General features: G+C 57.7%; 19 protein-coding genes and 3 tRNA genes. 12 read left to right on the top strand and 10 right to left on the bottom strand.

Annotation, left to right across the window (positions count from 1 at the left end; genetic code table 11):
- Nucleotides 1-386: 386 nt before the first annotated feature.
- The 4 genes from MYY08_RS07985 to MYY08_RS07970 all read right to left on the bottom strand — a co-directional run bounded on the left by MYY08_RS07985 (nucleotide 387) and on the right by MYY08_RS07970 (nucleotide 3,009).
- Nucleotides 387-668, bottom strand: coding sequence for a putative periplasmic lipoprotein (locus tag MYY08_RS07985; protein WP_038624949.1), 282 nt, complete (start codon nucleotides 666-668; stop codon nucleotides 387-389).
- Nucleotides 669-921: 253 nt separating this feature from the next.
- Entirely contained in the window at nucleotides 922-1,740 is an 819-nt protein-coding gene (locus MYY08_RS07980; protein ID WP_038624948.1) for a hypothetical protein, read from the bottom strand.
- Nucleotides 1,741-1,761: 21 nt separating this feature from the next.
- Nucleotides 1,762-2,214, bottom strand: coding sequence for a universal stress protein (locus MYY08_RS07975; RefSeq protein WP_038624945.1), 453 nt, complete (start codon nucleotides 2,212-2,214; stop codon nucleotides 1,762-1,764).
- A gap of 12 nt (nucleotides 2,215-2,226) precedes the next feature.
- On the bottom strand, nucleotides 2,227-3,009 hold the full coding sequence (locus tag MYY08_RS07970; protein ID WP_038624943.1) for an IclR family transcriptional regulator: 783 nt from the start codon (nucleotides 3,007-3,009) through the stop codon (nucleotides 2,227-2,229).
- A 164-nt stretch (nucleotides 3,010-3,173) separates the two neighbouring features.
- Between MYY08_RS07970 and MYY08_RS07965 the strand changes: the two genes are divergently transcribed.
- The 3 genes from MYY08_RS07965 (at nucleotide 3,174) to ypdK (ending at nucleotide 6,081) form a co-directional block, all read left to right on the top strand.
- Nucleotides 3,174-4,781 (top strand): MFS transporter, encoded by a 1,608-nt coding sequence (locus tag MYY08_RS07965; RefSeq protein ID WP_104951552.1) that lies wholly within the window; start codon nucleotides 3,174-3,176, stop codon nucleotides 4,779-4,781.
- A gap of 2 nt (nucleotides 4,782-4,783) precedes the next feature.
- Complete coding sequence (locus tag MYY08_RS07960) at nucleotides 4,784-5,812, top strand: HlyD family secretion protein (RefSeq protein ID WP_288013881.1); 1,029 nt, start codon at nucleotides 4,784-4,786, stop codon at nucleotides 5,810-5,812.
- 197 nt (nucleotides 5,813-6,009) lie between these two features.
- Entirely contained in the window at nucleotides 6,010-6,081 is a 72-nt protein-coding gene (ypdK, locus tag MYY08_RS07955; RefSeq protein WP_103790920.1) for a membrane protein YpdK, read from the top strand.
- 44 nt (nucleotides 6,082-6,125) lie between these two features.
- Here ypdK and alaC read toward each other — a convergent pair whose 3' ends face one another.
- The gene (gene alaC, locus MYY08_RS07950) at nucleotides 6,126-7,367 is read right to left on the bottom strand and encodes an alanine transaminase (RefSeq protein ID WP_038624936.1); all 1,242 of its coding nucleotides are present in this window, start codon (nucleotides 7,365-7,367) and stop codon (nucleotides 6,126-6,128) included.
- 222 nt (nucleotides 7,368-7,589) lie between these two features.
- On the opposite strand from alaC, the gene MYY08_RS07945 reads away from it, so the two are divergent.
- Both MYY08_RS07945 and MYY08_RS07940 read left to right on the top strand, forming a co-directional pair.
- Entirely contained in the window at nucleotides 7,590-9,272 is a 1,683-nt protein-coding gene (locus tag MYY08_RS07945) for a sensor histidine kinase (protein WP_038624934.1), read from the top strand.
- Between the two features lie 11 nt (nucleotides 9,273-9,283).
- Nucleotides 9,284-10,012, top strand: coding sequence for a LytR/AlgR family response regulator transcription factor (locus MYY08_RS07940; RefSeq protein ID WP_038624932.1), 729 nt, complete (start codon nucleotides 9,284-9,286; stop codon nucleotides 10,010-10,012).
- Nucleotides 10,013-10,040: 28 nt separating this feature from the next.
- Here the strand turns inward: MYY08_RS07940 and glk are convergent, their stop codons facing one another.
- Nucleotides 10,041-11,006 (bottom strand): glucokinase, encoded by a 966-nt coding sequence (gene glk, locus MYY08_RS07935; RefSeq protein WP_038624930.1) that lies wholly within the window; start codon nucleotides 11,004-11,006, stop codon nucleotides 10,041-10,043.
- Between the two features lie 159 nt (nucleotides 11,007-11,165).
- Nucleotides 11,166-12,818, bottom strand: a complete 1,653-nt coding sequence (locus MYY08_RS07930) for an alpha-keto acid decarboxylase family protein (protein WP_038624928.1) — start codon at nucleotides 12,816-12,818, stop codon at nucleotides 11,166-11,168.
- Between the two features lie 215 nt (nucleotides 12,819-13,033).
- Here MYY08_RS07930 and mgrA point away from each other — a divergent pair, with 215 nt between their 5' ends.
- Both mgrA and MYY08_RS07920 read left to right on the top strand, forming a co-directional pair.
- The gene (mgrA, locus tag MYY08_RS07925; protein WP_038624926.1) at nucleotides 13,034-14,023 is read left to right on the top strand and encodes an L-glyceraldehyde 3-phosphate reductase; all 990 of its coding nucleotides are present in this window, start codon (nucleotides 13,034-13,036) and stop codon (nucleotides 14,021-14,023) included.
- A 147-nt stretch (nucleotides 14,024-14,170) separates the two neighbouring features.
- On the top strand, nucleotides 14,171-14,581 hold the full coding sequence (locus MYY08_RS07920; protein ID WP_084970593.1) for a DUF2502 domain-containing protein: 411 nt from the start codon (nucleotides 14,171-14,173) through the stop codon (nucleotides 14,579-14,581).
- Between the two features lie 109 nt (nucleotides 14,582-14,690).
- Here the strand turns inward: MYY08_RS07920 and MYY08_RS07915 are convergent, their stop codons facing one another.
- Nucleotides 14,691-15,944, bottom strand: coding sequence for an Nramp family divalent metal transporter (locus tag MYY08_RS07915; RefSeq protein WP_288013880.1), 1,254 nt, complete (start codon nucleotides 15,942-15,944; stop codon nucleotides 14,691-14,693).
- A 352-nt stretch (nucleotides 15,945-16,296) separates the two neighbouring features.
- On the opposite strand from MYY08_RS07915, the gene MYY08_RS07910 reads away from it, so the two are divergent.
- Complete coding sequence (locus MYY08_RS07910; protein ID WP_038624920.1) at nucleotides 16,297-17,484, top strand: NupC/NupG family nucleoside CNT transporter; 1,188 nt, start codon at nucleotides 16,297-16,299, stop codon at nucleotides 17,482-17,484.
- Nucleotides 17,485-17,749: 265 nt separating this feature from the next.
- Here the strand turns inward: MYY08_RS07910 and MYY08_RS07905 are convergent.
- Nucleotides 17,750-17,825 (bottom strand) — tRNA-Ala (locus tag MYY08_RS07905).
- Nucleotides 17,826-18,241: 416 nt separating this feature from the next.
- Between MYY08_RS07905 and MYY08_RS07900 the strand changes: the two genes are divergently transcribed.
- Together MYY08_RS07900 and MYY08_RS07895 are read left to right on the top strand one after the other, a co-directional pair.
- Nucleotides 18,242-19,030: a formate/nitrite transporter family protein gene (locus tag MYY08_RS07900; protein ID WP_038624918.1), complete on the top strand. Its 789-nt coding sequence runs from the start codon at nucleotides 18,242-18,244 to the stop codon at nucleotides 19,028-19,030.
- Between the two features lie 124 nt (nucleotides 19,031-19,154).
- Entirely contained in the window at nucleotides 19,155-19,508 is a 354-nt protein-coding gene (locus MYY08_RS07895) for a YfeC-like transcriptional regulator (RefSeq protein WP_038624916.1), read from the top strand.
- A 46-nt stretch (nucleotides 19,509-19,554) separates the two neighbouring features.
- On the opposite strand, the gene gltX is transcribed toward MYY08_RS07895, so the two are convergent.
- Nucleotides 19,555-20,970, bottom strand: a complete 1,416-nt coding sequence (gltX, locus tag MYY08_RS07890) for a glutamate--tRNA ligase (RefSeq protein ID WP_038624914.1) — start codon at nucleotides 20,968-20,970, stop codon at nucleotides 19,555-19,557.
- Between the two features lie 270 nt (nucleotides 20,971-21,240).
- On the opposite strand from gltX, the gene MYY08_RS07885 reads away from it, so the two are divergent.
- Nucleotides 21,241-21,316: transfer RNA gene (locus MYY08_RS07885), tRNA-Val, on the top strand.
- Between the two features lie 25 nt (nucleotides 21,317-21,341).
- Nucleotides 21,342-21,417, top strand: a tRNA-Val gene (locus MYY08_RS07880).
- Nucleotides 21,418-21,481 lie beyond the last annotated feature (64 nt).

Raw genomic sequence — 21,481 nt, 5'->3', positions numbered from 1 at the left:
TACTCTTATTCGCAATGAAACATTTGTAAATAATTGCCTAATTAACTCTACAATGGTGACGTTATTCCTTCACTTTTAGATCGTAATGTTACGTTCATTAAGAGAAAGAAGGATTTCATGATGAGAATAATGATAAAAAGTGCTTCTGTTCTGGCCATTGTCAGCATGCTAAGCGGTTGTATAATTGCTCACGACCGCGGGCCCGGTCCGGGCTGGCATCACGATCGCGGGAATCATCACGGCTGGCACCATCACCATCGCGGATGGTAAAAATTCTAAACAGGCGCGTCACAGCAATGCGTCTCGCGGGCAAAGCCTGCACACAGCAATATAATAAATATAAAGCAAGAAAAGTTGGGCGAGAATATTCTCGCCCTTTTCTTTTATCAGCCTTTCAATGCGTAATTACATTGATACCAGGCGGTTTTCAGCCCGGGGATATTGCTGTCTTTCGGAGGCAGCGGATCGACCAGGTCAAAGCCTTTTGCTTCGCAATAGCGCGCCACATCGAGCTCCATGGCCGTTTTATCCACTTTCTGCGGTTGATAACGATACTGCACGGTATGCGAAACGGGATCTTCGTCAACACGCTCAAAGGCGCCTGGTTTGTTGGACGTACAGCCTGCTAATAAAAACAGCGCCAGAGCGCCGTAAATTTTACTCTTCATTTATCTTCCTTATGCTGGTGCGGCATCTTAACAGGCAGGCATGAACGTACAATCGGAATCTCCCTCAAAGCGGCACGGCTTAGGGCGGTTTTGCCAATTGAATCGATTCAGATTAACAGTTAGTGCTGTTACCGCTAAGGTGCGATTATCTCTTCAGACGCCACAATGTCTGTGCCATACACCAGGTTTATTACTATAAATATCAATAATCTGCTTATTCAACGCCCGCGCATTGCGGGCATTTTTTTATCTGTTATCCGGCGTTGGCGCTAAGCATCATACGCAGAATATTGGCGGATTGTTTGTGCGGAAGTGCGAGGATAGCGCGGTAGAGATCGATGGTCATATCACACATCTTTTGCCGGTTGACATGGGCGTCAGCAGGCGCGTTCAGCCATTGCAAATCGCTGCCCCACTTCAGGTAAAGTTGCTGCACGACATCGTTAAGATGCTGGTGAGCGGCGCGTAAATCAACAGGCCGCTCCGGTCCGACGCTGTCCCGCAGCAGCTGCTCTATTCCATTCAGATCGTCCTGGACCAGACTTTCCGGCAGTGCATCATTCAGGTTAACGCCGCCTCCGACCTGCGGAAAAAGAAAGCGAAAGCAGAGCTGTACATCACGGGCGCGCAGGCTTTCCATCTGTCGGAGCGATACGCTGATATAGTGATTGATCGCCTCATCGCCGGCGTGGCCAATACGCTGATTAAGGAGATCGGCCAGCATGGCGCGTGATGCGCCCGTGGCCTGGGAGGGCGAAGCGCCAGCACGGATCTCCGTCGCCAGCTCCGCGTTTAGCTGACGCCACAGCGCCGGTTCCTGCTGCTGTACAATACGGTAGCCCGGCAGACGCCGCATCTGCTGCTGCGCCGCATCAATCCGCGCCTGCAGAAGCCGCTCCGGCAATATCACGTAACGGTAAAGTCCCAGCGCGCCGCCGAGGGCCAGGGCGCCAAAAAGACTGAGCAGCAGGACAGTCCGCCCGGCAAGCCGCTTCTGTCGGAATAAACGCCACAGCGACAACAGCAGCGCCGCCAGTAAAACGGCGGCGATAATAAAATAATGCGTCAACATTGGCTTCCCGCGCGATGGCGTTTACTGAGCGCGCACGTCGACCAGCACCGGACAATGCGCGCGCTCAATGACCGCCGCGCTGACCGATCCCTTTAACAGGCGATTAAACGGCGAAAGATGACGCCGTCCCATAATGATCATCTGCGCGTCCAGCGCGGCGGCCTGCGCGACGATCGTTTCCGCCGATTCGCCTGCTATCACGCGTCCGCGCGCTTCAATGCCTGCGCTCAGCAGCTGCGCCAGCGCATGACGGATCACCAGCTCGGCGGTGTTCTGTTCATCCAGCGCCGCGCCAAAATCAGCCGGATCTTCTCCCGCGGTAATTTCCAGCGGCTCGCCGTAGGTGGCGTAGGCGGGATCGATGCAGCAGAGCACCATGACCTGCGTTTTTAACGCCCGCGCCTGCTCCGCCGCCAGCGACACCACTTTTCGGGAGACGTCCGAATTATCAATTGCCACCAGTATCATTGCCATATTGTCTGTTCCTCAGTCATGCGCCAGATGTTTGCCGATTTCGCGCGTCATCGCTTCTTTACATTTTAGTATTTCATGGCGATAGAGCGCCTCATTCTTCTGGAAGCGCGCCGCCGGCACCAGCAGCGAAACAGCAAAACGGCCCAGCAGGGTATCGATCGCTACGCCCATGGTGGAGATGCCTTCCAGCGTTTCACCGCGATCGAAGGAAACGCCGGTTTGTCGGATCGCTTTCAGTTGCCGCAGCAGCTCCGGCAGCGTTTTAATGGTGTTCTCTGTGATGGCGTCCCAGGATTCGCCCACCAGCGTGCGCACATCCTCATCGCATTCCAGCGCCAGCAGCGCGCGTCCGCCGGAGGTGCTGTAGAGCGGCAGGTTCAGCCCCATTCTCGGCACCACCCGCAGCTCGCGGTCGGCCACGATAAAATGCACGATCGCCAGCTGCGTGCCGCTGGCGCGCGCCAGCGAGACCGTTTCGCCGGTGGCGTCGCTCAACGCCTGCAACGCCGGACGCGTCACCTCCACCACATCCGTATGCACGCTGGAGATCAGACGCAGAAGCGCCGGCCCCAGACGCACGCCGCCTGCGCCATGGCTGCGCACCATTTGGGCGGCATCCAGCGCCGCCACGATACGCTGCACGGTAGAGCGCGGCAGCTCGACCGCCTGCGCAATCTCGCCCAGGCTCATGCCGCCGGGGTGTTCTCCCAATGCGTTAAGAATATTGGCTGCGCGTGCAATAACCTGGATGCCGCCCGTTTTTTCATCGTCACGATGATGCGGTTTTTCAGACATGATCTTCTCTTTCCATGAAAGGCGCCGATACTGTAGCGCGTTTTATCGCGCTTTCCCACCCTGTACCACATTGCAATACATCTAATCACAATGTAAGATTGCGCGCCTGTTGCATCGCATCCCGATACACCACCTCATTATAAGAAGACAATGGAGTACCTGCTATGAACGGTCAGCCTGCCGCTGCACCGGCTCCCCACCCTTTTACCCTGCGACTGGCGCTGGGGCTGGTTGGGGTGCTGATCGCCGCGCTCTCGTCCGGCCTGAACGATCGCGTCACTGATATCGCGCTGGCGGATATTCGCGCCGCGCTGGGCATCAGCTATGACCAGGGCAGCTGGCTGATTGCGGGCTATCAGGCGGCGGAAGTCGCGGCGATGATGATCGCCCCCTGGTTCGCCGTTACGCTCTCCCTGCGCCGATTCGCGCTTGCCGTGGCGTTCGGCTTCGGCCTGGTCGCGGCGCTGCTGCCTTTTGTCACGCACTATCCGCTGTTTCTGGCGCTGCGCGTGCTGCAGGGCATCTTCGGCGGCGCTCTGCCGCCGCTGCTGATGACGGTCGCGCTGCGCTTTTTGCCGCCGCCGTTTAAGCTTTACGGCCTGAGCGCCTACGCCTTAACCGCTACCTTCGGACCGAATATGGCGGCGACGCTGGCCGCGTTCTGGACCGACAGCGTCGGCTGGGCATTTGTCTTCTGGCAGGTGATCCCGGCGATGCTGATCGCCATGCTGCTCATCGGCTGGGGCATCCCGCAGGACCCGACACGCTTCGAGCGTTTCCGCCAGATCGATCTGTTCGGCATGGCGACCGGCTGTAGCGGCGTGGCGCTGCTGGTGCTGGCGTTAAATCATGGCGAGCGGCTCGACTGGCTCAGCTCGCCGTTGATTGTCGGCATGCTGCTGACGAGCGCGGCGCTGCTGATCGTTTTCCTGATTAATGAATGGTTTCATCCGCTGCCGCTGTTCCGGTTACAGATGCTGTCGCGTCCCAACTTTACCCACGGACTGCTGACGCTGGCGGGCGTGCTGCTGGTCGCGCTATCGGGATCGGCGCTGCCCTCGGCTTATTTTGCGCAGGTGGAGGGATTCCGCACCGCGCAGTTTGCGCCGCTGGCGCTGGCCATCGGCGCGCCGCAGCTGTTGATCGCCCCATTTATGGCGATGCTGCTGAACATTCGCTGGCTTGACTGCCGTTGGATGCTGACCTGCGGCGCGCTGCTGCTGGCGGCGTCCTGCATCATGGGTTCGCAGGTGACGACCGACTGGGCGCGAGAAAATTTCTGGCTGATACAGACGATGCAGGCCTTTGGCCAGCCGATGATGATCCTGCCGGTGCTGATGAGCGCCACGTCGGTGGTGCAGCCGCCGGAAGGCCCCTTCGCGTCCGCGATGTTCAATACCGTACGCGGCTTTTCCAGCGTGGCGGCCGGGACGCTGGTGGAGTGGTTTATCAGCCATCGCGAACAGTTCCACTCTCATATTCTGCTCGACGGCGCAGCCAGCCGCGGCTGGCTGCTGAGCGCCCCTTCTGCCAGCGAAGCCAGCGCCACCGCGCCGCTGCTGCCCGACGGCAGCATCAGCACGACGGAAAATATCGGCCGTTTCGCCACGCTGGTTAAGCATCAGGCGCAGGTGTTAAGCATCAGCGACGCCTACCTGATGCTGATCGCCTTCGCGCTGCTGCTGATCCTGCTAACCGCCTGGCTGCCGAAGCGCGTCTGGCCGCCGCAAACCTTATTACAACAACCTGTTACGCCGAAACCGGGAATCTGATGATGTCTTTTACACCTGCTAAACGCACCGGCCTGCTGGCGGTGCTGCTGATCGTTCTACTGGCTATCGCCTTCTTTATCTGGTCCGCTATGACGCGCGCCGACTATCGCACCGACGACGCCTGGGTGACCGCTGACTATACGCTGGTGGCGCCGAAGGTTTCCGGCTACATTCGCGACGTGCGGGTGCGCGACAACCAGCAGGTAAAGGCGGGCGACCTACTCGCCACGCTGGATGACCGCGACTACCGCGTGGCGCTGGAGAGCGCCGAAGCCAACCTGCAACTGAGCGAGGCGAAGCTCGCTGGTATACAGGCGCAACGTGAACAACAGCAGGCGGTGATCGCGCAAAACAGGGCGGCGGTAAACGCCAGCCAGGCGACGCTCAGCTACGCCGGGCAAAACGCCGAGCGCTATCGCCGCCTGTTGCAGAGCGGAACCGCCACCGCCGACGAGCAGCAGAAAGCCAGCTCGGCGATGCGCTCCGCCACGGCGCAGGTTGAGCAGAACCGCGCCGCCGTGCTGGCGGCGGAAAAACAGACCGCCATCCTGCTGGCCGCTCAGAAGCAGGCGGAAGCGGAGATCGCCGCGGCTAAAGCGGCGGTGGATCAGGCGAAGCTGAATCTTTCTTATACGCGCATCGTGGCGCCGATCGGCGGCATGGTGGGACAGCGCGCGCTGCGTCAGGGCGCTTACGTCTCCGCCGGCACGCGCCTGCTGGCGCTGGTGCCGTTGCAGCAAAGCTACATTATCGCCAACTACCTGGAAACGCAGCTGACTGATGTGAAGCCGGGCCAGCCGGTTGAAATCGTTGTCGACGCCCTGCCCGGCCATCGTTTCCACGGACGCGTCGACAGCATCGCGCCGGCGACCGGCGCCACCTTCTCGGTGATCGCGGCGGACAACGCCACCGGCAACTTCACGAAAGTGGTGCAGCGCCTGCCGGTGAAGAACGTGCTGGACGCGCAGCAGTCCGACCTGGCGCGCCTGCGCGTCGGTATGTCGGTGATCCCGGAAATTAAGGTGAAGTAAGCTGGCGAAAAGCGCGAATTGCGCCTATTTATTTTGTGATCGAATCCGCGTAAATTAGCGCGCGATCCCGTTCTGAGTTGCTCAGGGCTACCGGGGAGCAGCGTTGCCACACTGAAGAATGGCATCCTGTTCCCGTTCTGTTCGCGTTGCGCTGGCCGGGGATCGCCATCGTCGTAACCGCTCAGAGGAGTTTTCAGGTGAAATACGCGTTGATGGGAATCTCTTTTTTCCTGTTAGTCTGGGTTGGCACCTTCGTGCTGATGCTGTAACCGTGCGGAAATGGGGGCGACGTCGTGCGTCGCCCGATTTACCGCTACGCCTGCGGCGTTTCGCTGCTTTTCATCGCGCCCGGCGCTAAGATGCCATCGGCACGAAACATCGCTTTAATGCCCCGCACCGCCTGCCGTATGCGATCGCTGTTTTCAATCAGCGCGAAGCGCACATGAGTATCGCCGTAGTCGCCGAAGCCGACACCGGGCGAGACGCAGACTTTCGCCTCCTGTAACAGCCGTTTGGCGAACTCCAGCGAACCGAGATGCGCGTACTGTTCGGGGATTTTCGCCCAGACATACATCGACGCCTTCGGCATTTCCACCATCCAGCCCGCCTCATGCAGCCCTTTCACCAACACGTCGCGCCGCCGCTTATACTGCCCGGCGATATCGCGCACGCACTGCTGATCCCCTTCCAGCGCGGCGATGGCCGCCACCTGCAATGGCGTAAAGGTGCCGTAATCGTGGTAGCTTTTGATGCGCGCCAGCGCTGCCACCAGCTCTTTGTTGCCAACCATAAAGCCAATGCGCCAGCCCGCCATATTGTAGCTTTTCGACAGGGTGAAGAACTCAACCGCGACGTCGCGCGCGCCCGGCACCTGCATAATCGAGGGCGCCTTCCAGCCGTCGTAGACGATATCGGCATAGGCGAGATCGTGCACCACCAGCACGTTGTACTGCTTCGCCAGCGCAATCACGCGCTCGAAAAAATCCAGCTCGACGCACTGCGCGGTAGGGTTAGAGGGAAAACCGAGGATCATCATCTTCGGCTTCGGGTAGCTTTCGCGGATCGCCCTTTCCAGCTCGTTAAAGAAATCGACGCCCGCCACCAGCGGCACCGAACGCACCTGCGCGCCGGCAATTACCGCGCCGTAAATATGAATGGGGTAGCTGGGATTCGGCACCAGCACGGTGTCGCCGTGATCGAGCGTCGCCAGCATCAGATGCGCCAGTCCCTCTTTCGAGCCGATGGTGACGATCGCCTCCGATTCAGGATCGATATCGACCGCATAGCGATCGGCATACCAGCGGGAGATGGCGCGACGCAGGCGTGGAATGCCGCGCGAGGTAGAGTAGCCGTGGGTGTCATCGCGCTGCGCCACCTGACAGAGTTTTTCCACGATATGCGGCGGCGTAGCGCCGTCCGGGTTGCCCATGCTGAAATCGATAATATCTTCGCCGCGCCGACGCGCAGCCATCTTCAGCTCAGCGGTAATGTTGAATACGTAAGGGGGAAGGCGTTCAATACGGGAAAAACGACGAGACGAGCTGTTATCAGCCATAGCATCCTCTGGAGTACGTAAGCGCCCGGACCGTCCGAGCGACGCTGACCACCGATGTGGTCGAAGAATGAACATAGCCTGGCGACGGTCAGTTTGTCGACAGAAAAAAATAAACGGCGTGACGGACGGCGATGCGAAAGATCATAGCGCCGCTGAATGACATTTCCTATCATGTCCGTTTATGTGTTAAGCCTTGAGATGCCTGTGCAATCCATATTCGATATGCTGCTGGCGGTATTTGACCGCGCCGCCCTGATGCTGATCTGCCTCTTCTTTCTGACGCGCACGCGCCACTTCCGTCAGCTGCTGCAAAAAGATGAGCACTCGCGCCAGGAACTGCTGGCGGTGACCGCCATCTTTTCGCTGTTTGCGTTGTTCAGCACCTGGTCGGCGGTGAACGTCGACGGTTCGCTGCTGAACGTGCGCATTATCGCCGTCATGTCGGGCGGCATTCTGTTCGGCCCCTGGGTCGGCATCGCCACCGGAATTATCGCCGGACTGCACCGCTTTCTGATTGATATCCACGGCGTCTCCTCGGTTCCCTGCCTGATCACCAGCATTATCGCTGGCGTCGCGTCGGGCTGGATCAATCTCAAGGTGGCGAAGGAGCATCGCTGGCGGCTGGGGATCCTCGGCGGCATGCTGTGCGAATCTCTGACGATGCTGCTGATTATTCTCTGGGCGCGCCCAACGGCGCTCGGCATCGATATCGTCTCTGAGATCGCTATCCCGATGATCCTCGGCGCCGTCAGCATCGGCCTGATCGTACTGCTGGTGCAGAGCGTCGAAGGCGAAAAAGAGGCGATCGCCGCACGTCAGGCGAAGCTGGCGCTCGATATCGCCAATAAAACCCTGCCGCTGTTTCGTCACGTCAACAGCGATTCGCTGCGCAAGGTGTGTGACATTATCCGCAACGATATCAACGCCGATGCGGTGGCGATCACCAATAAACATCAGATCCTCGCCTATGTCGGCTACGGCGAGCAGCACTATCGTCAGGGCGACGACGCGCTGAGCCCCACCACGCGCCAGGCGATTAACTACGGCAAAATTATTATCAAAAATAACGATGAGGCTTGGCGCACGCGCGATATTCACTCAATGATCGTTATCCCGCTGTGGGAAAAAGGCGAAGTGACCGGCACGCTGAAAATCTACTATCGCCATGCGCACCGCATCACCGGGTCGCTGAAGGAGATGGCGGTCGGCCTGTCGCAGCTCATCTCGACGCAGCTGGAGGTATCGCGCACCGAGCAGCTGCGCGAGATGGCCAACAAAGCGGAACTGCGCGCGCTGCAAAGCAAAATCAACCCGCACTTTCTGTTCAACGCGCTGAACGCCATCTCCTCCTCTATCCGCATGAATCCCGATACCGCCCGTCAGCTGATTATCAATTTGTCGCGTTATCTGCGCTACAACCTGGAGCTGAACGATGACGAACCGATCGATATTAAAAAAGAGCTCTATCAGGTGAAGGACTATATTGCGATTGAGCAGGCACGCTTCGGCGACAAGCTGACGATGATTTATCATATCGACGAGGAGCTTCATTGCACCCTGCCCAGCCTGCTGATCCAGCCGCTGGTGGAGAACGCCATCGTTCACGGCATTCAGCCCTGCCGCGGCAAAGGGGTGGTGACGCTGTCGGTTGAGGATCACGGCGATCGGGTGCGCATCGCGGTGCGCGATACCGGCAACGGCATCAGCGATGAGGTGATCGCGCGCGTGACGCGCAATGAAATGCCCGGCAATAAGATCGGCCTGCTGAACGTGCATCACCGCGTTAAGCTGCTTTACGGCGGCGGATTGCAGATTACGCAGCTGCATCCCGGCACGGAAATCGCCTTTTACATCAGCAAAAACGGCGAAAAGCTGCCGGAAAAAACGCTGTCCCTGACGGCCTGAGAGAGAAGCAAGTGAAAGCGATCATAGTGGAAGATGAATTTCTGGCGCAGCAGGAGCTGAGCTGGATGATTAAGCAGCACAGCGCGATTGAAATTGTCGCCTGCTTCGATGACGGACTCGACGTACTGAAGTTTCTACAACATCACGAAGTGGATGTGATCTTTCTCGATATCAATATTCCGTCGCTGGATGGCGTGCTGCTGGCGCAGAACATCAGCAAATTCGCCCACCGGCCGCAGATTGTGTTTATCACCGCGTGGAAAGAGCATGCGGTGGAGGCGTTTGAGCTGGAAGCGTTCGACTATATTCTCAAGCCCTACCATGAATCGCGCATCGTCAGCATGCTGCACAAGCTGGAGGCGCACGGGCAGCAGCAGCCGACGTCCGAAACCCCGACCTCGCGCGGCGGCGCGCAGACCGTTAACCTGGTGAAGGACGAGCGCATTATCGTGACCGACATTAACGATATTTACTATGTGGAAGCGCACGAGAAGCTGACGTTTGTTTATACGCGACGGGAAGAGTATGTGATGTCGATGACGATCGGCGAATTTTGCAGCCGGCTGCCGGAAAATCAGTTCTTCCGCTGCCATCGCTCCTTTTGCGTCAACCTGAACAAGATTCGCGAGATCGAACCCTGGTTTAACAATACCTACCTTCTGCGGCTGCGCGATCTGGAGTTTCAGGTGCCGGTCAGCCGCAGCAAAGTAAAAGCCTTTCGCCAGCTGATGCGCCTGTAACGGCGGGCCGTGTGGCCCGCCGACAACCTTACAGCACGCGGCCCAGCGTCTGGCGCAGATGCGCGCCTGCGCCCAACAGTCCCGGCTGATCGTGCGTGATCATATAGACCGGAATATCGTGCACATAGTCACGGAAGCGGCCTTTGTCTTCAAAGGCGGCGCGGAAGCCGGAGGCCTTAAAGAACTCCAGGAAGCGCGGCACGATTCCGCCAGCGATATAGACGCCGCCGAAGGTGCCGAGGTTCAGCGCCAGGTTGCCGCCGAAGCGCCCCATAATCACGCAGAACAGGGACAGCGCGCGGCGGCAGTCGGTACAGCTGTCCGCCAGCGCGCGTTCGGAAACATCTTTCGGCTTCAGGTTTTCCGGCACGCGCTTATCAGATTTCACGATGGCGCGGTAGAGATTCACCAGCCCCGATCCTGACAGCACGCGCTCGGCGGAGACGTGGCCCAGCTCTTCGCGCAGCACCTGCAAAATTAAATCTTCTTCCACGCTGTTCGGCGCGAAGTCGACATGGCCGCCCTCGCCCGGCAGGCTGACCCAGCGGCGATCGACATGCACCAGATGGGCGACGCCGAGACCGGTGCCCGCGCCGTACACGGCGATGGGCTTATCCTTTACCGCCGCGCCGCCGCCGAACTGAATCACGTCGTTTTCGGTCAGCATCGGGATCGCCATCGAAACGGCGGTAAAATCGTTGATGATTTCCAGATGATCGAAGCCCAGGCTCGCTTTCAGCGCCTGCGTGGAGAAAGCCCAGTCGTGGTTGGTCATCTCGACCCAGTCTTCGGTGATCGGGCAGGCGATGGCGATGCAGCCATCCTTAACGTCTTGCTGCTGCTCTTCCAGAAACAGGCGGATCACCGCTTCGAGGCTGTGATGTTCCGATGTTGACCAGGTGGTTACCTGAGAGATCAGGCCAGTTTCTACTTCACACAGCGCCAGGCGCGCGTTGGTACCGCCAACGTCGCCCACCAAAGCGTATTTAGTCATTATTCTGCTGCTCCGCTTATTTCAATTCTCTACGGGACACTATAAATTTCCCCCGGTAAAACAACAACGCTCACCGTAAAGAAAGGTGAGCGTTTTGCAAATCGCCCGTTACCTTAACCGTGAAAGCGCATGCTGAACAGCACCATCTTTCTGAAATCGCTATGCCGAATTACGCTGATGCAGCGAAGCGGAAACCTGCTGTAACAGCGGCGGCATATCGAGGCGCGGCAGCACCACTTCCACCAGCGACAGACGGCGCGCGTCAGCGATCAACTTCATCACCTCGGTCAACTGCACCGTTTCCATTACGCGCCAGCATTGCGCCGGGCAGGCTTCGCTCAGCGCCTGCGGCAGCTGCGTCCAGTTCCAGGCAGCGATATCGTTATAGCGCTGTTCCGCGCCGTTGATGGCGCGCTCAACGGTGTAGCCTTCATTATTCAACAAAAAAATCAGCGGCTTCAGGTTATCGCGCATCATTGAGCTTAACTCCTGCACCGTCAGCTGCGCGGAGCCGTCGCCAATCAGCAAGATCACGCGCCGGTCCGGCTCCGCCGTCTGGGCGCCGAAGGTCGCCGGCAAAGTATAGCCGATAGATCCCCATAGCGGCTGCACCACCAGCTTCGCCCCTGCAGGCAGACGCAGCGCCGCCGCCCCGAAGGCGGCGGTGCCCTGCTCCGCCAGGATGAGATCGCCCGGTTGCAGAAAGGCCTGCATCGCCTGCCAGAAGGCGTTTTGCGTCAGACCCGGCTGTTCCGGCTGCGCCAGCGGCGCGGGATCGCAGCAGGCCAGCGTCCAGCGGTCGGCATAACGCTGACAGAGCTGTTGCAGCTCGGCGACGGCGTCCGTCATCGCCAGCGGCGCGAAGCGCTCGCCCGCGACTGTCGCGCTAAAAGGCTGCAAATCGATATTGCGTTCAGGATCGATCCGCTGACTGAAGCCAACGGTAATGGTATCGGTGAAGCGTACGCCGACGCTGATGATCGCATCGGCCTGTTCAATCGCCTTGCGCGTCGCCTGAGCGCAGCCTTCGCCGGCATAGGTGCCGACAAAGCCGCGTCGCTGCTCATCCAGTACCCCTTTTCCCATCAGCAGCGTGGCGTGCGGCAGCGGCACCGCCTCCAGCCAGTGCGCCAGCTGCTGCTGGACGCCAAAGCGATCGGCGAGGAAATCGGCCAGCAGCGAAACGCTGCGCGCCGACGAAAGCCGTTTTTCCGCCGCGGCGCGAAACGCGGCCAGCGCCTGCGGATCGGTTTCCCTGCGCGCGGCTAAAGACTGCCTCGGCGCCTGCACGGACGCGCCGGCTACGTCTACCGGCAGCAGCAGATAACCGGGGCGGCGCTGCGTCAGCGCTTCCGTTATCACCCGGTCGATTTCGGCGCAGGCGTTATCAGCGGTCAGCGCCGCCTGCGCCACGGTTACCTCGCGCTGCATACGCAGGAAGTGGCTGAAATCGCCGTCACCCAGCGAATGATGAATCAAATCGCCGCGTCGCTGCGCCTGCTGCGAAGGCGCGCCAACAATATGAATCACCGGCAGATATTCGGCATAGCTGCCTGCCGTGCCGTTAATGGCGCTCAGCTCGCCAACGCCGAACGTGGTCAGCAGCGCCGCAGCGCCCTGGCTGCGGGCGTAGCCGTCTGCGGCATAAGCGGCGTTGAGTTCATTGGCGCACCCTACCCACGCCAGGCGGGGATGAGCGATCACCCGATCAAGAAATGCCAGATTAAAGTCGCCCGGCACGCCAAACAGATGATTGATACCGATTTCATTCAGTCGCTGTAGCAGATAATCACTTACGGTTAGGGCAGACATAGCAGACTCCTTGCGCAATCAGGTCATTTCAGTATCGATTATTCTGTCAGCACGTCGACATACGATATTGTTATCCCCTGTTGTCGCCTGGCAACCGGGCGTTACGCCTGAGGATTTTTCTGTAATTGCGAGCCGTCGCGCGCTTTTCATCAGGTGTAAACGTATACACTGCTAAGCGGCTTCTGTTCATTTATCCTCTTTCTCAGGGAATCGCTATGCATTATCAACCTGATGCCGCTCGCTACCAGCAGATGGAGTATCGTCGTTCTGGTCGCAGCGGTCTTAAGCTGCCCGCCGTTTCACTGGGCTTATGGCATAACTTCGGCGACAGCACGCGCGTCGATAACAGCCGCGCGCTGCTGCGTCACGCCTTTGACTGCGGCATCACCCATTTCGATCTGGCTAATAATTACGGTCCGCCGCCAGGCTCGGCGGAAGAGAATTTTGGCCGCATCCTGCGTGAGGATTTTCACGGCTATCGCGATGAACTGATTATCTCGACCAAAGCGGGCTATACCATGTGGGACGGCCCTTACGGCGACTGGGGTTCGCGGAAATATCTGGTCTCCAGCCTCGATCAGAGCCTGAAGCGCATGGGCCTGGAGTATGTCGACATTTTTTATCATCACCGTCCCGATCCGGAAACGCCGCTGGAAGAGACGATGATGGCGCTCGATCAGGTGGTGCGTCAGGGCAAAGCGCTGTACGCCGCCATTTCCAACTATCCCGCCGAGCGCGCTGCCGAGGCGATTCAGATCCTGCGCGACCTTGGCACGCCCTGCCTGATCCATCAGCCAAAATATTCGCTGTTTGAACGTCAGCCGGAAGGTGGCCTGCTGGATGTGCTGCAACGCGAAGGCGTCGGCTGCATCGCTTTTTCGCCGCTGGCCGGCGGCGTGCTGACCGATCGCTATCTGAACGGGGTGCCGGAAGATTCGCGCGCCGCCAGCGGCAGCCGTTTTCTCAGCACCGATCAGCTGACGCAGGAGAAGATGGAGAAGGTCCAGCAGCTGAACGAGATCGCCCAGCGTCGCGGTCAGAAGCTGGCGCAGATGGCGCTGGCCTGGGTGCTGCGTCAACCGGCGATGACCAGCGTGCTGATCGGCGCCAGCAAAACCAGCCAGATCGATGATGCGGTGCAGATGCTGCAACAGAGCCGCCTCAGCGAGGACGAACTGCAGGAAATCGACGCGCTGCTGCGTTAATTCCCCTCTCTGGCTGTGTCCGCACAGCCAGAAAATTCTCAATTCAGATTAACCTTATCTTTTTCAGAACGCAGTTGCTGCTATTTGCGCGCGATATTTATATGCTGGCGCAACAGTGCTGCTGTTTGCGCACTGATAAGGAGAAATATGAAACGCGCCCTTATTATTGCCGCTTTGCTGGCAAGTTTGTCACCTTTCGCGATACACACAGCACATGCCGACGGCGCTTCCATCACCCTGGCCCCGGGCATTACTCTGCAACTGGGCGACCGCGATCGTCATGGTCGTTATTGGGACGGCGGACGCTGGCGCGACGGACGCTGGTGGCATGACCGTTACGAATGGCAACGCGGTCGCTGGTGGCGTCACGAACAGTGGCGTCGCGAGCAGTGGCAGCGCAACCGGGATTGGCAGCGCCATGAATGGCGTCAGGAGCGGGAATGGCGTCATCGTGAACGCGACCGCGAATGGCGCCGGGATCGGGAATGGCGCAATCATGAACGCGCCCGTGAATGGCGGCATCAGCAGTGGGAAGGCCGCCGCCATCATCATGATTAACCCCCGCGAAGCCGGATAACAGAAGGCCCGCGTTATGGATAACGCGGGCCTTGCTACAAAGGCGGCAATGGTCAGGCTGAAGTTAATGCCGCGCGGTCGGGCTCTGCACTCAACCCAGCCCCAGCGCCTCGCCTGCCAGCAGGTAGATGTTCAGCGCCACCACCAGCACCACGATAACCCAGCCTACGGTTTGCATAATACGCGAGTTGGTCATATCGCCCATCAGCTCCTGCTTGCCGGTAAACACCAGCAGCGGCACCAGCGCCAGCGCAATGCCGAAGCTCAGCAGCACCTGGCTCATCACCAGGATGCGCGTCGGATCCCATCCCGCCATAATGACAATAAAAGAAGGCAGCATGGTGATCGCACGACGCAGCCAGAGCGGAATATGGAAATGAATAAATCCCTGCATCACCACCTGCCCCGCCAGCGTGCCTACTACCGTAGAAGAGAGGCCAGCCGCTACCAGGCTCAGGCCGAAGACCAGCGCCGCGGCGTCGCTTAACAGCGGCTTCAGCGTCAGGTAGGCCTGATCGAGATCCGCCACGCCGGAATGGCCGTTAAAGTGAAAGGCTGCCGCCGCCGTCGCCATCATCGCCAGGTTAACGAATCCGGCAATCGTCATGGCGATCGCCACATCGAGCTTGGTTGAAGAGTAGCGTTCGCCACGCGAGCTGCCGCGCCCGCCGTTTTGCGTCAGCGACGAGTGCAGATAGATAACGTGCGGCATAATGGTCGCGCCCAGCACGCCCGCCGCAAGAAACACCGCGTCGGCGGTCGGCAGCGAAGGCAGCGCCATTCCCTGCAGCAGCTCGGTCATTTTCGGCTGCGAAAAGAACAGCTCGACGATATAGGCGGCGGCGACAAACAGCAGCAGCCCGCCGATAACCAGCTCCAGCGGCTTTTGCCCGCGATTTTGCAGCATCAAAATTAAGAAGGTGGCGACGCCGGTCAGCACCGCGCCCTGCAACAGTGAGATGCCGAGCAGCATCTTAAAGCCGAGCGCGGCGCCGATAAATTCCGCCAGATCGGTAGCCATGGCGATAATTTCCGCCTGCACCCAGTAGAACCAGACGGCCGGACGCGGAAAGCGGTCGCGGATATGCTCGGCGAGATTTTTCCCGGTGGCGATGCCGAGCTTGGCGGACATCAGCTGGATCACCATCGCCATGACGTTGGCCCACACCACGACCCACAGCAGTTTATAGCCATAGGAGGCGCCGGCCTGAATATTGGTCGCGAAGTTGCCCGGATCGATATAGCCAATCGCCGCAACGAAAGCCGGTCCCAACAGAGCCAGCTTTACCTTACGGGCTCCGCGTGCTGCTCGTTCCGCGGTGCGGCTTTCTAACATAGTCGTTATCCTGTCTGAACGTTTTTGTCACCCTTACAGGGTAAAGGGACATTAACCAAGGTAAAATATGATTGTCGTTATCGCTGTGATAGCTCGCGCTATAAAGTATAGCAATGGCTATACTTTATTCCAGAATAGCCGACTGTTAAAATTTCAGCAACGCATTAACTGTATGCCATGACCAGAATGTTAACAATGAATATGTGGTTTTTTTAATCAGTGTTACAGTTGTGATCCGGCAGTCTTTTCTGACGCGAGCAGCGATAGGCAATTGTTATATTGTGGACTTGATCTCGTTTTTACGCCCGGTGTTACATAGAATACGCAGCGAAATATAACCTGCCTCAAAATTGGAGCATACATGTCCCGCATTTTGCATTTTGTTCTGGCGCTGGTTGTGGTTGCGTTGCTGGCCTTGCTGGTGAGCCGCGATCGTAAAAACATCCGCGTCCGTTTTATCATACAGCTGTTAGTGATCGAGGTACTGCTTGCGTGGTTCTTCCTTAACTCTGAAGCTGGCCTGGGATTCGTAAAAGGCTTTGCCGGCCTGTTTGATTACCTGTTGAAATACGCGGCTGAAGGGACCAACTTCGTATTCGGTGGTATGAATGACAAAGGCCTGGCGTTTTTCTTCCTCAATGTTCTCTGCCCGATTGTCTTTATCTCCGCGCTGATTGGTATTTTGCAGCATTTCCGTATTCTTCCCATCGTTATTCGCGCTATCGGTACGGTACTGTCGAAAATCAACGGCATGGGCAAACTGGAATCTTTTAATGCGGTCAGTTCACTGATCCTGGGGCAGTCAGAAAACTTTATCGCCTATAAAGATATCCTGGGACAGATGTCGCAGCGCCGTATGTACACTATGGCCGCTACCGCGATGTCTACCGTTTCCATGTCTATCGTCGGCGCCTATATGACCATGCTGCAGCCCAAGTATGTAGTCGCTGCGCTGGTGTTGAATATGTTTAGCACCTTTATCGTGCTGTCATTGATCAACCCGTATCGCGTCGACAGCGAAGAAGACCTGCAGCTGAACGACCTGCATAAAGGCCAGAGCTTCTTTGAAATGCTGGGCGAATATATCCTTGCCGGTTTCCGCGTAGCGATTATCGTGGCGGCGATGCTGATTGGCTTTATCGCGCTGATCTCCGGCATTAACGCGCTGTTTGACGCCATCTTCGGCATCAGCTTCCAGGGCGTTCTCGGCTATGTCTTCTTCCCGTTTGCCTGGGTGATGGGCGTGCCGAGCAGCGAAGCGTTGCAGGTAGGCAGCATCATGGCGACCAAGCTGGTTTCCAACGAATTCGTGGCGATGATGGATCTGCAGAAAATCGCTGGTCAGCTCTCCCCGCGCGGCGAAGGCATCCTGTCTGTTTTCCTGGTCTCTTTTGCTAACTTCTCCTCCATCGGCATCGTTGCCGGTGCGATTAAAGGTCTGCATGAAGAGCAGGGCAACGTGGTGTCGCGCTTTGGTCTGAAGCTGCTGTACGGCTCTACGCTGGTTAGCGTGCTGTCAGCCTCTATCGCAGGCCTGGTGCTTAGCTAAGCCGTTTACGAATGAAAAAGACCGGGCTCTTGCCCGGTTTTTTTATGGGCCCGGTCAGGCGGCCAGCAGCAAAAGCGGAAAACAGCAGCAGCGGAAGGAGGCAATGTGATGCGCTTAACCGACAGGTTCCGCCCAGGAAGGCGTATATATGCAGAAAACGCGTTGGAACAGGCTAAAAACCGCATGGAAATGCACAAGGAATAAACAGAAAGCTGAATGCGATTGAACAGAAAAGAGAGGAATAAAAGGGATCGAACAGAAAGTATGGTGGAGATAAGCGGGATCGAACCGCTGACCTCTTGCATGCCATGCAAGCGCTCTCCCAGCTGAGCTATAGCCCCGTACCGGATAATCGTGTCGTGTTGACGGAGCGCATAATATGAAACCGCCCCCAGGGTGTCAACGGCAAATTTTAAATCTGTGTTTGATCGCTGAAAAAGGCGTCAATCAAGGCGTTAGGTTGCAGAGGAAATATGACAGCGCGCCGCATAATCCTCCCTCATGGCCCGGCGTAAAGCAGGTCATAAGGTCAGTTGCCGTTGTGGAAAGATTTCCCACTACACAACGCAGCGGACGGCTATTTAAATGTTAATTTGGCGTTAATGTCATTACAAAAAGTCGCTTGTTATTGTTAATTTGCTATGCAAAACTTCGCACGCTAATTAATCGAACGGTTCATCGCTTCCGCTCCGGCCGTGTTCTGCGGCTAACGAGAAGTGAAAACCTGCATGACTCTTTGACTAACACCAGAGCTACTATGTCCTTGCATTCACCTAAAGAAATCGCCGCTATCGCTATTCAGTCCGGCGTGACGAAAAGCCGTCTTCCCGTTTCATCGCTGCTGATCCTCGGCTTTATGGCCGGCGCGTTTATTGCTGTCGGCTTCCTGCTCGATCTGCATGTTATCAACAAACTGCCTGCTGACTGGGGCTCCTTTGGCGGCTTTCTTGGCGCTGCGGTATTCCCGGTGGGCCTGATCCTGACGATTCTTGCCGGCGGCGAGCTGCTGACTGGCAATATGCTGACGATGCCTATCGCCTGGTTTGCTCGTCAGATCAGCGGTTTCAGCCTGCTGCGCAACTGGTTCTGGATTACCATCGCTAACTTTATCGGCAGCATCGCCGTAGCGTGGTTCTTCGGCCATATCCTCGGCATGACTGAAGGCGATTATCTGAATAAGACCGTCGCGATCGCCAGCGCGAAAGTTAACGCAGACTTCACGCACGCTTTTATTTCCGGCATCGGCTGTAACTGGCTGGTTTGTCTGGCCGTCTGGCTGGCGTTCGCCAGTAAAGATGTGGTGGGTAAAATCTTCGGCGCCTGGTTCCCGGTGATGGCGTTTGTCGCTATCGGCTTTCAGCACGTGGTCGCGAACATGTTTATCGTCCCGGCCGCCATTTTCGCCGGTCAGCTGACCTGGGCGGACTACCTGCCGAACTTTGTCGCCGTGTTCCTGGGGAACGCCGTCGGCGGCGCCGTGTTCGTTGCCCTCGCCTATTTCCTTGCTTACCGCCCGGCTGCGGAAGCGGCGACCACCCCGCGTTAATCTCTTTCTCCTTCGCCTGCGGGTGGAGGAGATCACTTTTTCTGTTAGTGATCCACGTTAGTTAATCGCGTCACGTTTTCATGTAATATATCCGCCTGTTGCTTAAGTTTACAGGGACTGAAACGTGAAAGAGGAATGGTTAACGCCGGACGAACTTGCCCAGCGGACAGGCTACACGCGCCAGACAATCAACAAGTGGATTAAGCGCGAGGGATGGATTACGCAGCCAAAACCCGGCGTTCAGGGCGGCAAAGCGCGTATTGTGAAAATCGATGAGCGTGTAACGCATTATCTGAACGCCGCGCGTCACGCCGCCGAACCTGCAGGCACCTATCTGGCGAAGCCGAATTCCCTGCCTGCCCTGTTGCTCTCTTTCGCTCAGCAAATGACGCCGCCGGAACAGGAAAGGCTGCAAAATCTCCTGTTGCGCGAAGGGGTGAAAGGATTGTTGCAGCGGCTGGATATTGAAGATAAGTAAAAAAAAACCGGAAGCGCGCTTCCGGTTTTTTTATGCAGCAGAAAAATTAACCCTGCGCTTCGCGCTCGCTGATAAAGGCCAGCGCCTTTTCGATACGCGCCACGGCGCGTGATTTGCCGATCGCCTGAACAGTGACATCCAGCGCAGGCGACTGGCCGGCGCCGGTCACCGCAACGCGCAGCGGCATGCCGACTTTGCCCATGCCCACTTCCAGCTCGTCCGCCGTCGCCTGAATCGCGTGATGGACGTTTTCCGCTGTCCAGTCGCTGATAGCGGCCAGCTTGTCACGCACCAGCTCCAGCGGCTGACGCGCCACCGGACGCAGATGTTTCTTCGCTGCGTCGGCGTCAAAGGCATCGAATTCCTCATAGAAATAGCGGCAAGAAGCGGCCATCTCTTTCAGGGTTTTGCAGCGTTCGCCCAGCAGCTTCACCAGCTGAGCCAGCTCTGGGCCGGTACGGGTGTCGATCTGCGCCTGCTCGATATGCCATTGCAGATGAGTCGCCACATATTCCGGCGGCAGCGTATTAATATAGTGATGGTTCAGCCATTGCAGCTTCTCCGTGTTGAAGGCGCTGGCGGATTTGCTCACCGCATCCAGCGAGAACAGCTGCTTCATCTCATCGACAGAGAAGATCTCCTGATCGCCGTGAGACCAGCCCAGACGCACCAGATAGTTCAGCAGCGCTTCCGGCAGATAGCCGTCGTCGCGGTACTGCATGACGCCAACCGCGCCGTGACGCTTGGAAAGCTTCTTGCCGTCGTCGCCGAGGATCATTGAAACGTGCGCATAGACCGGCACCTGCGCGCCGATCGCCTTCAGGATATTAATCTGGCGCGGCGTGTTGTTGATATGATCTTCGCCGCGGATCACATGGGTGATGCCCATATCCCAGTCATCGATCACCACGCAGAAGTTATAGGTCGGCGAACCGTCGGTGCGGCGGATAATCAGATCGTCCAGCTCCTGATTGCTGAATTCGATCGGACCGCGGATCTGATCGTCAAACACCACGGAGCCTTCCTGCGGGTTGCGGAAGCGCACAACGTGCGGCTCGTTATCGGCATGGTGCTCATGGCTGTCGCGGCAGTGGCCGTCGTAGCGCGGCTTTTCGCCGTTCGCCATTTGCGTTTCGCGCAGCTGCTCCAGACGCTCTTTCGAGCAGTAGCATTTATAGGCCGTTCCCGCTTCCAGCATCTCATCGATCACCGCATTGTAGCGATCAAAGCGTTTGGTCTGATAGTAAGGGCCCTCATCCCAGTCCAGGTTCAGCCAGTTCATGCCATCCATAATGGCGTCGATAGCCTGCTGGGTGGAACGCTCCAGATCGGTATCTTCAATACGCAGCACGAACTCGCCGCCGTGATTGCGGGCGAACAGCCAGGAATAGAGCGCGGTGCGGGCGCCGCCGACGTGCAGGTAACCGGTTGGACTCGGCGCGAAACGGGTTTTGATTTTCATTGAGCTTGCCTTAGTGCGCAGATTTCTGCGAAATGACAGAAAAGATGATTTTCATGCATGGTTCCAGTGCGCATATTCTATCACCTGCCCCTGATTCCTCAACGGCAAACCCGGCGTTGATGCGCCAGGCCGCTGAATTTTCATGTCTCTTCGCCAGGGTTTCGACTAAAAGCGCGACAGGCTGCCTAATTTTAAGACGAACAAACATTTTCGTTTTAAAAAGCGTTGACTCATTTCCAACTCTCCCTATAATGCGACTCCACACAGCGGGGGTGATTAGCTCAGTTGGTAGAGCATCTCCCTTACAAGGAGGGGGTCGGCGGTTCGAGCCCGTCATCACCCACCATCTTTGATAACTGTCGCACCGAAACGGGTGATTAGCTCAGTTGGTAGAGCACCTCCCTTACAAGGAGGGGGTCGGCGGTTCGAGCCCGTCATCACCCACCATCGGGTCGTTAGCTCAGTTGGTAGAGCAGTTGACTTTTAATCAATTGGTCGCAGGTTCGAATCC

Source organism: Mixta sp., assembly GCF_024610815.1.
Taxonomy (GTDB): domain Bacteria; phylum Pseudomonadota; class Gammaproteobacteria; order Enterobacterales; family Enterobacteriaceae; genus Mixta; species Mixta calida.
The sequence above is the reverse complement of the archived record's forward strand: the minus strand, read 5'-3'. Positions and strand labels throughout refer to the sequence as shown.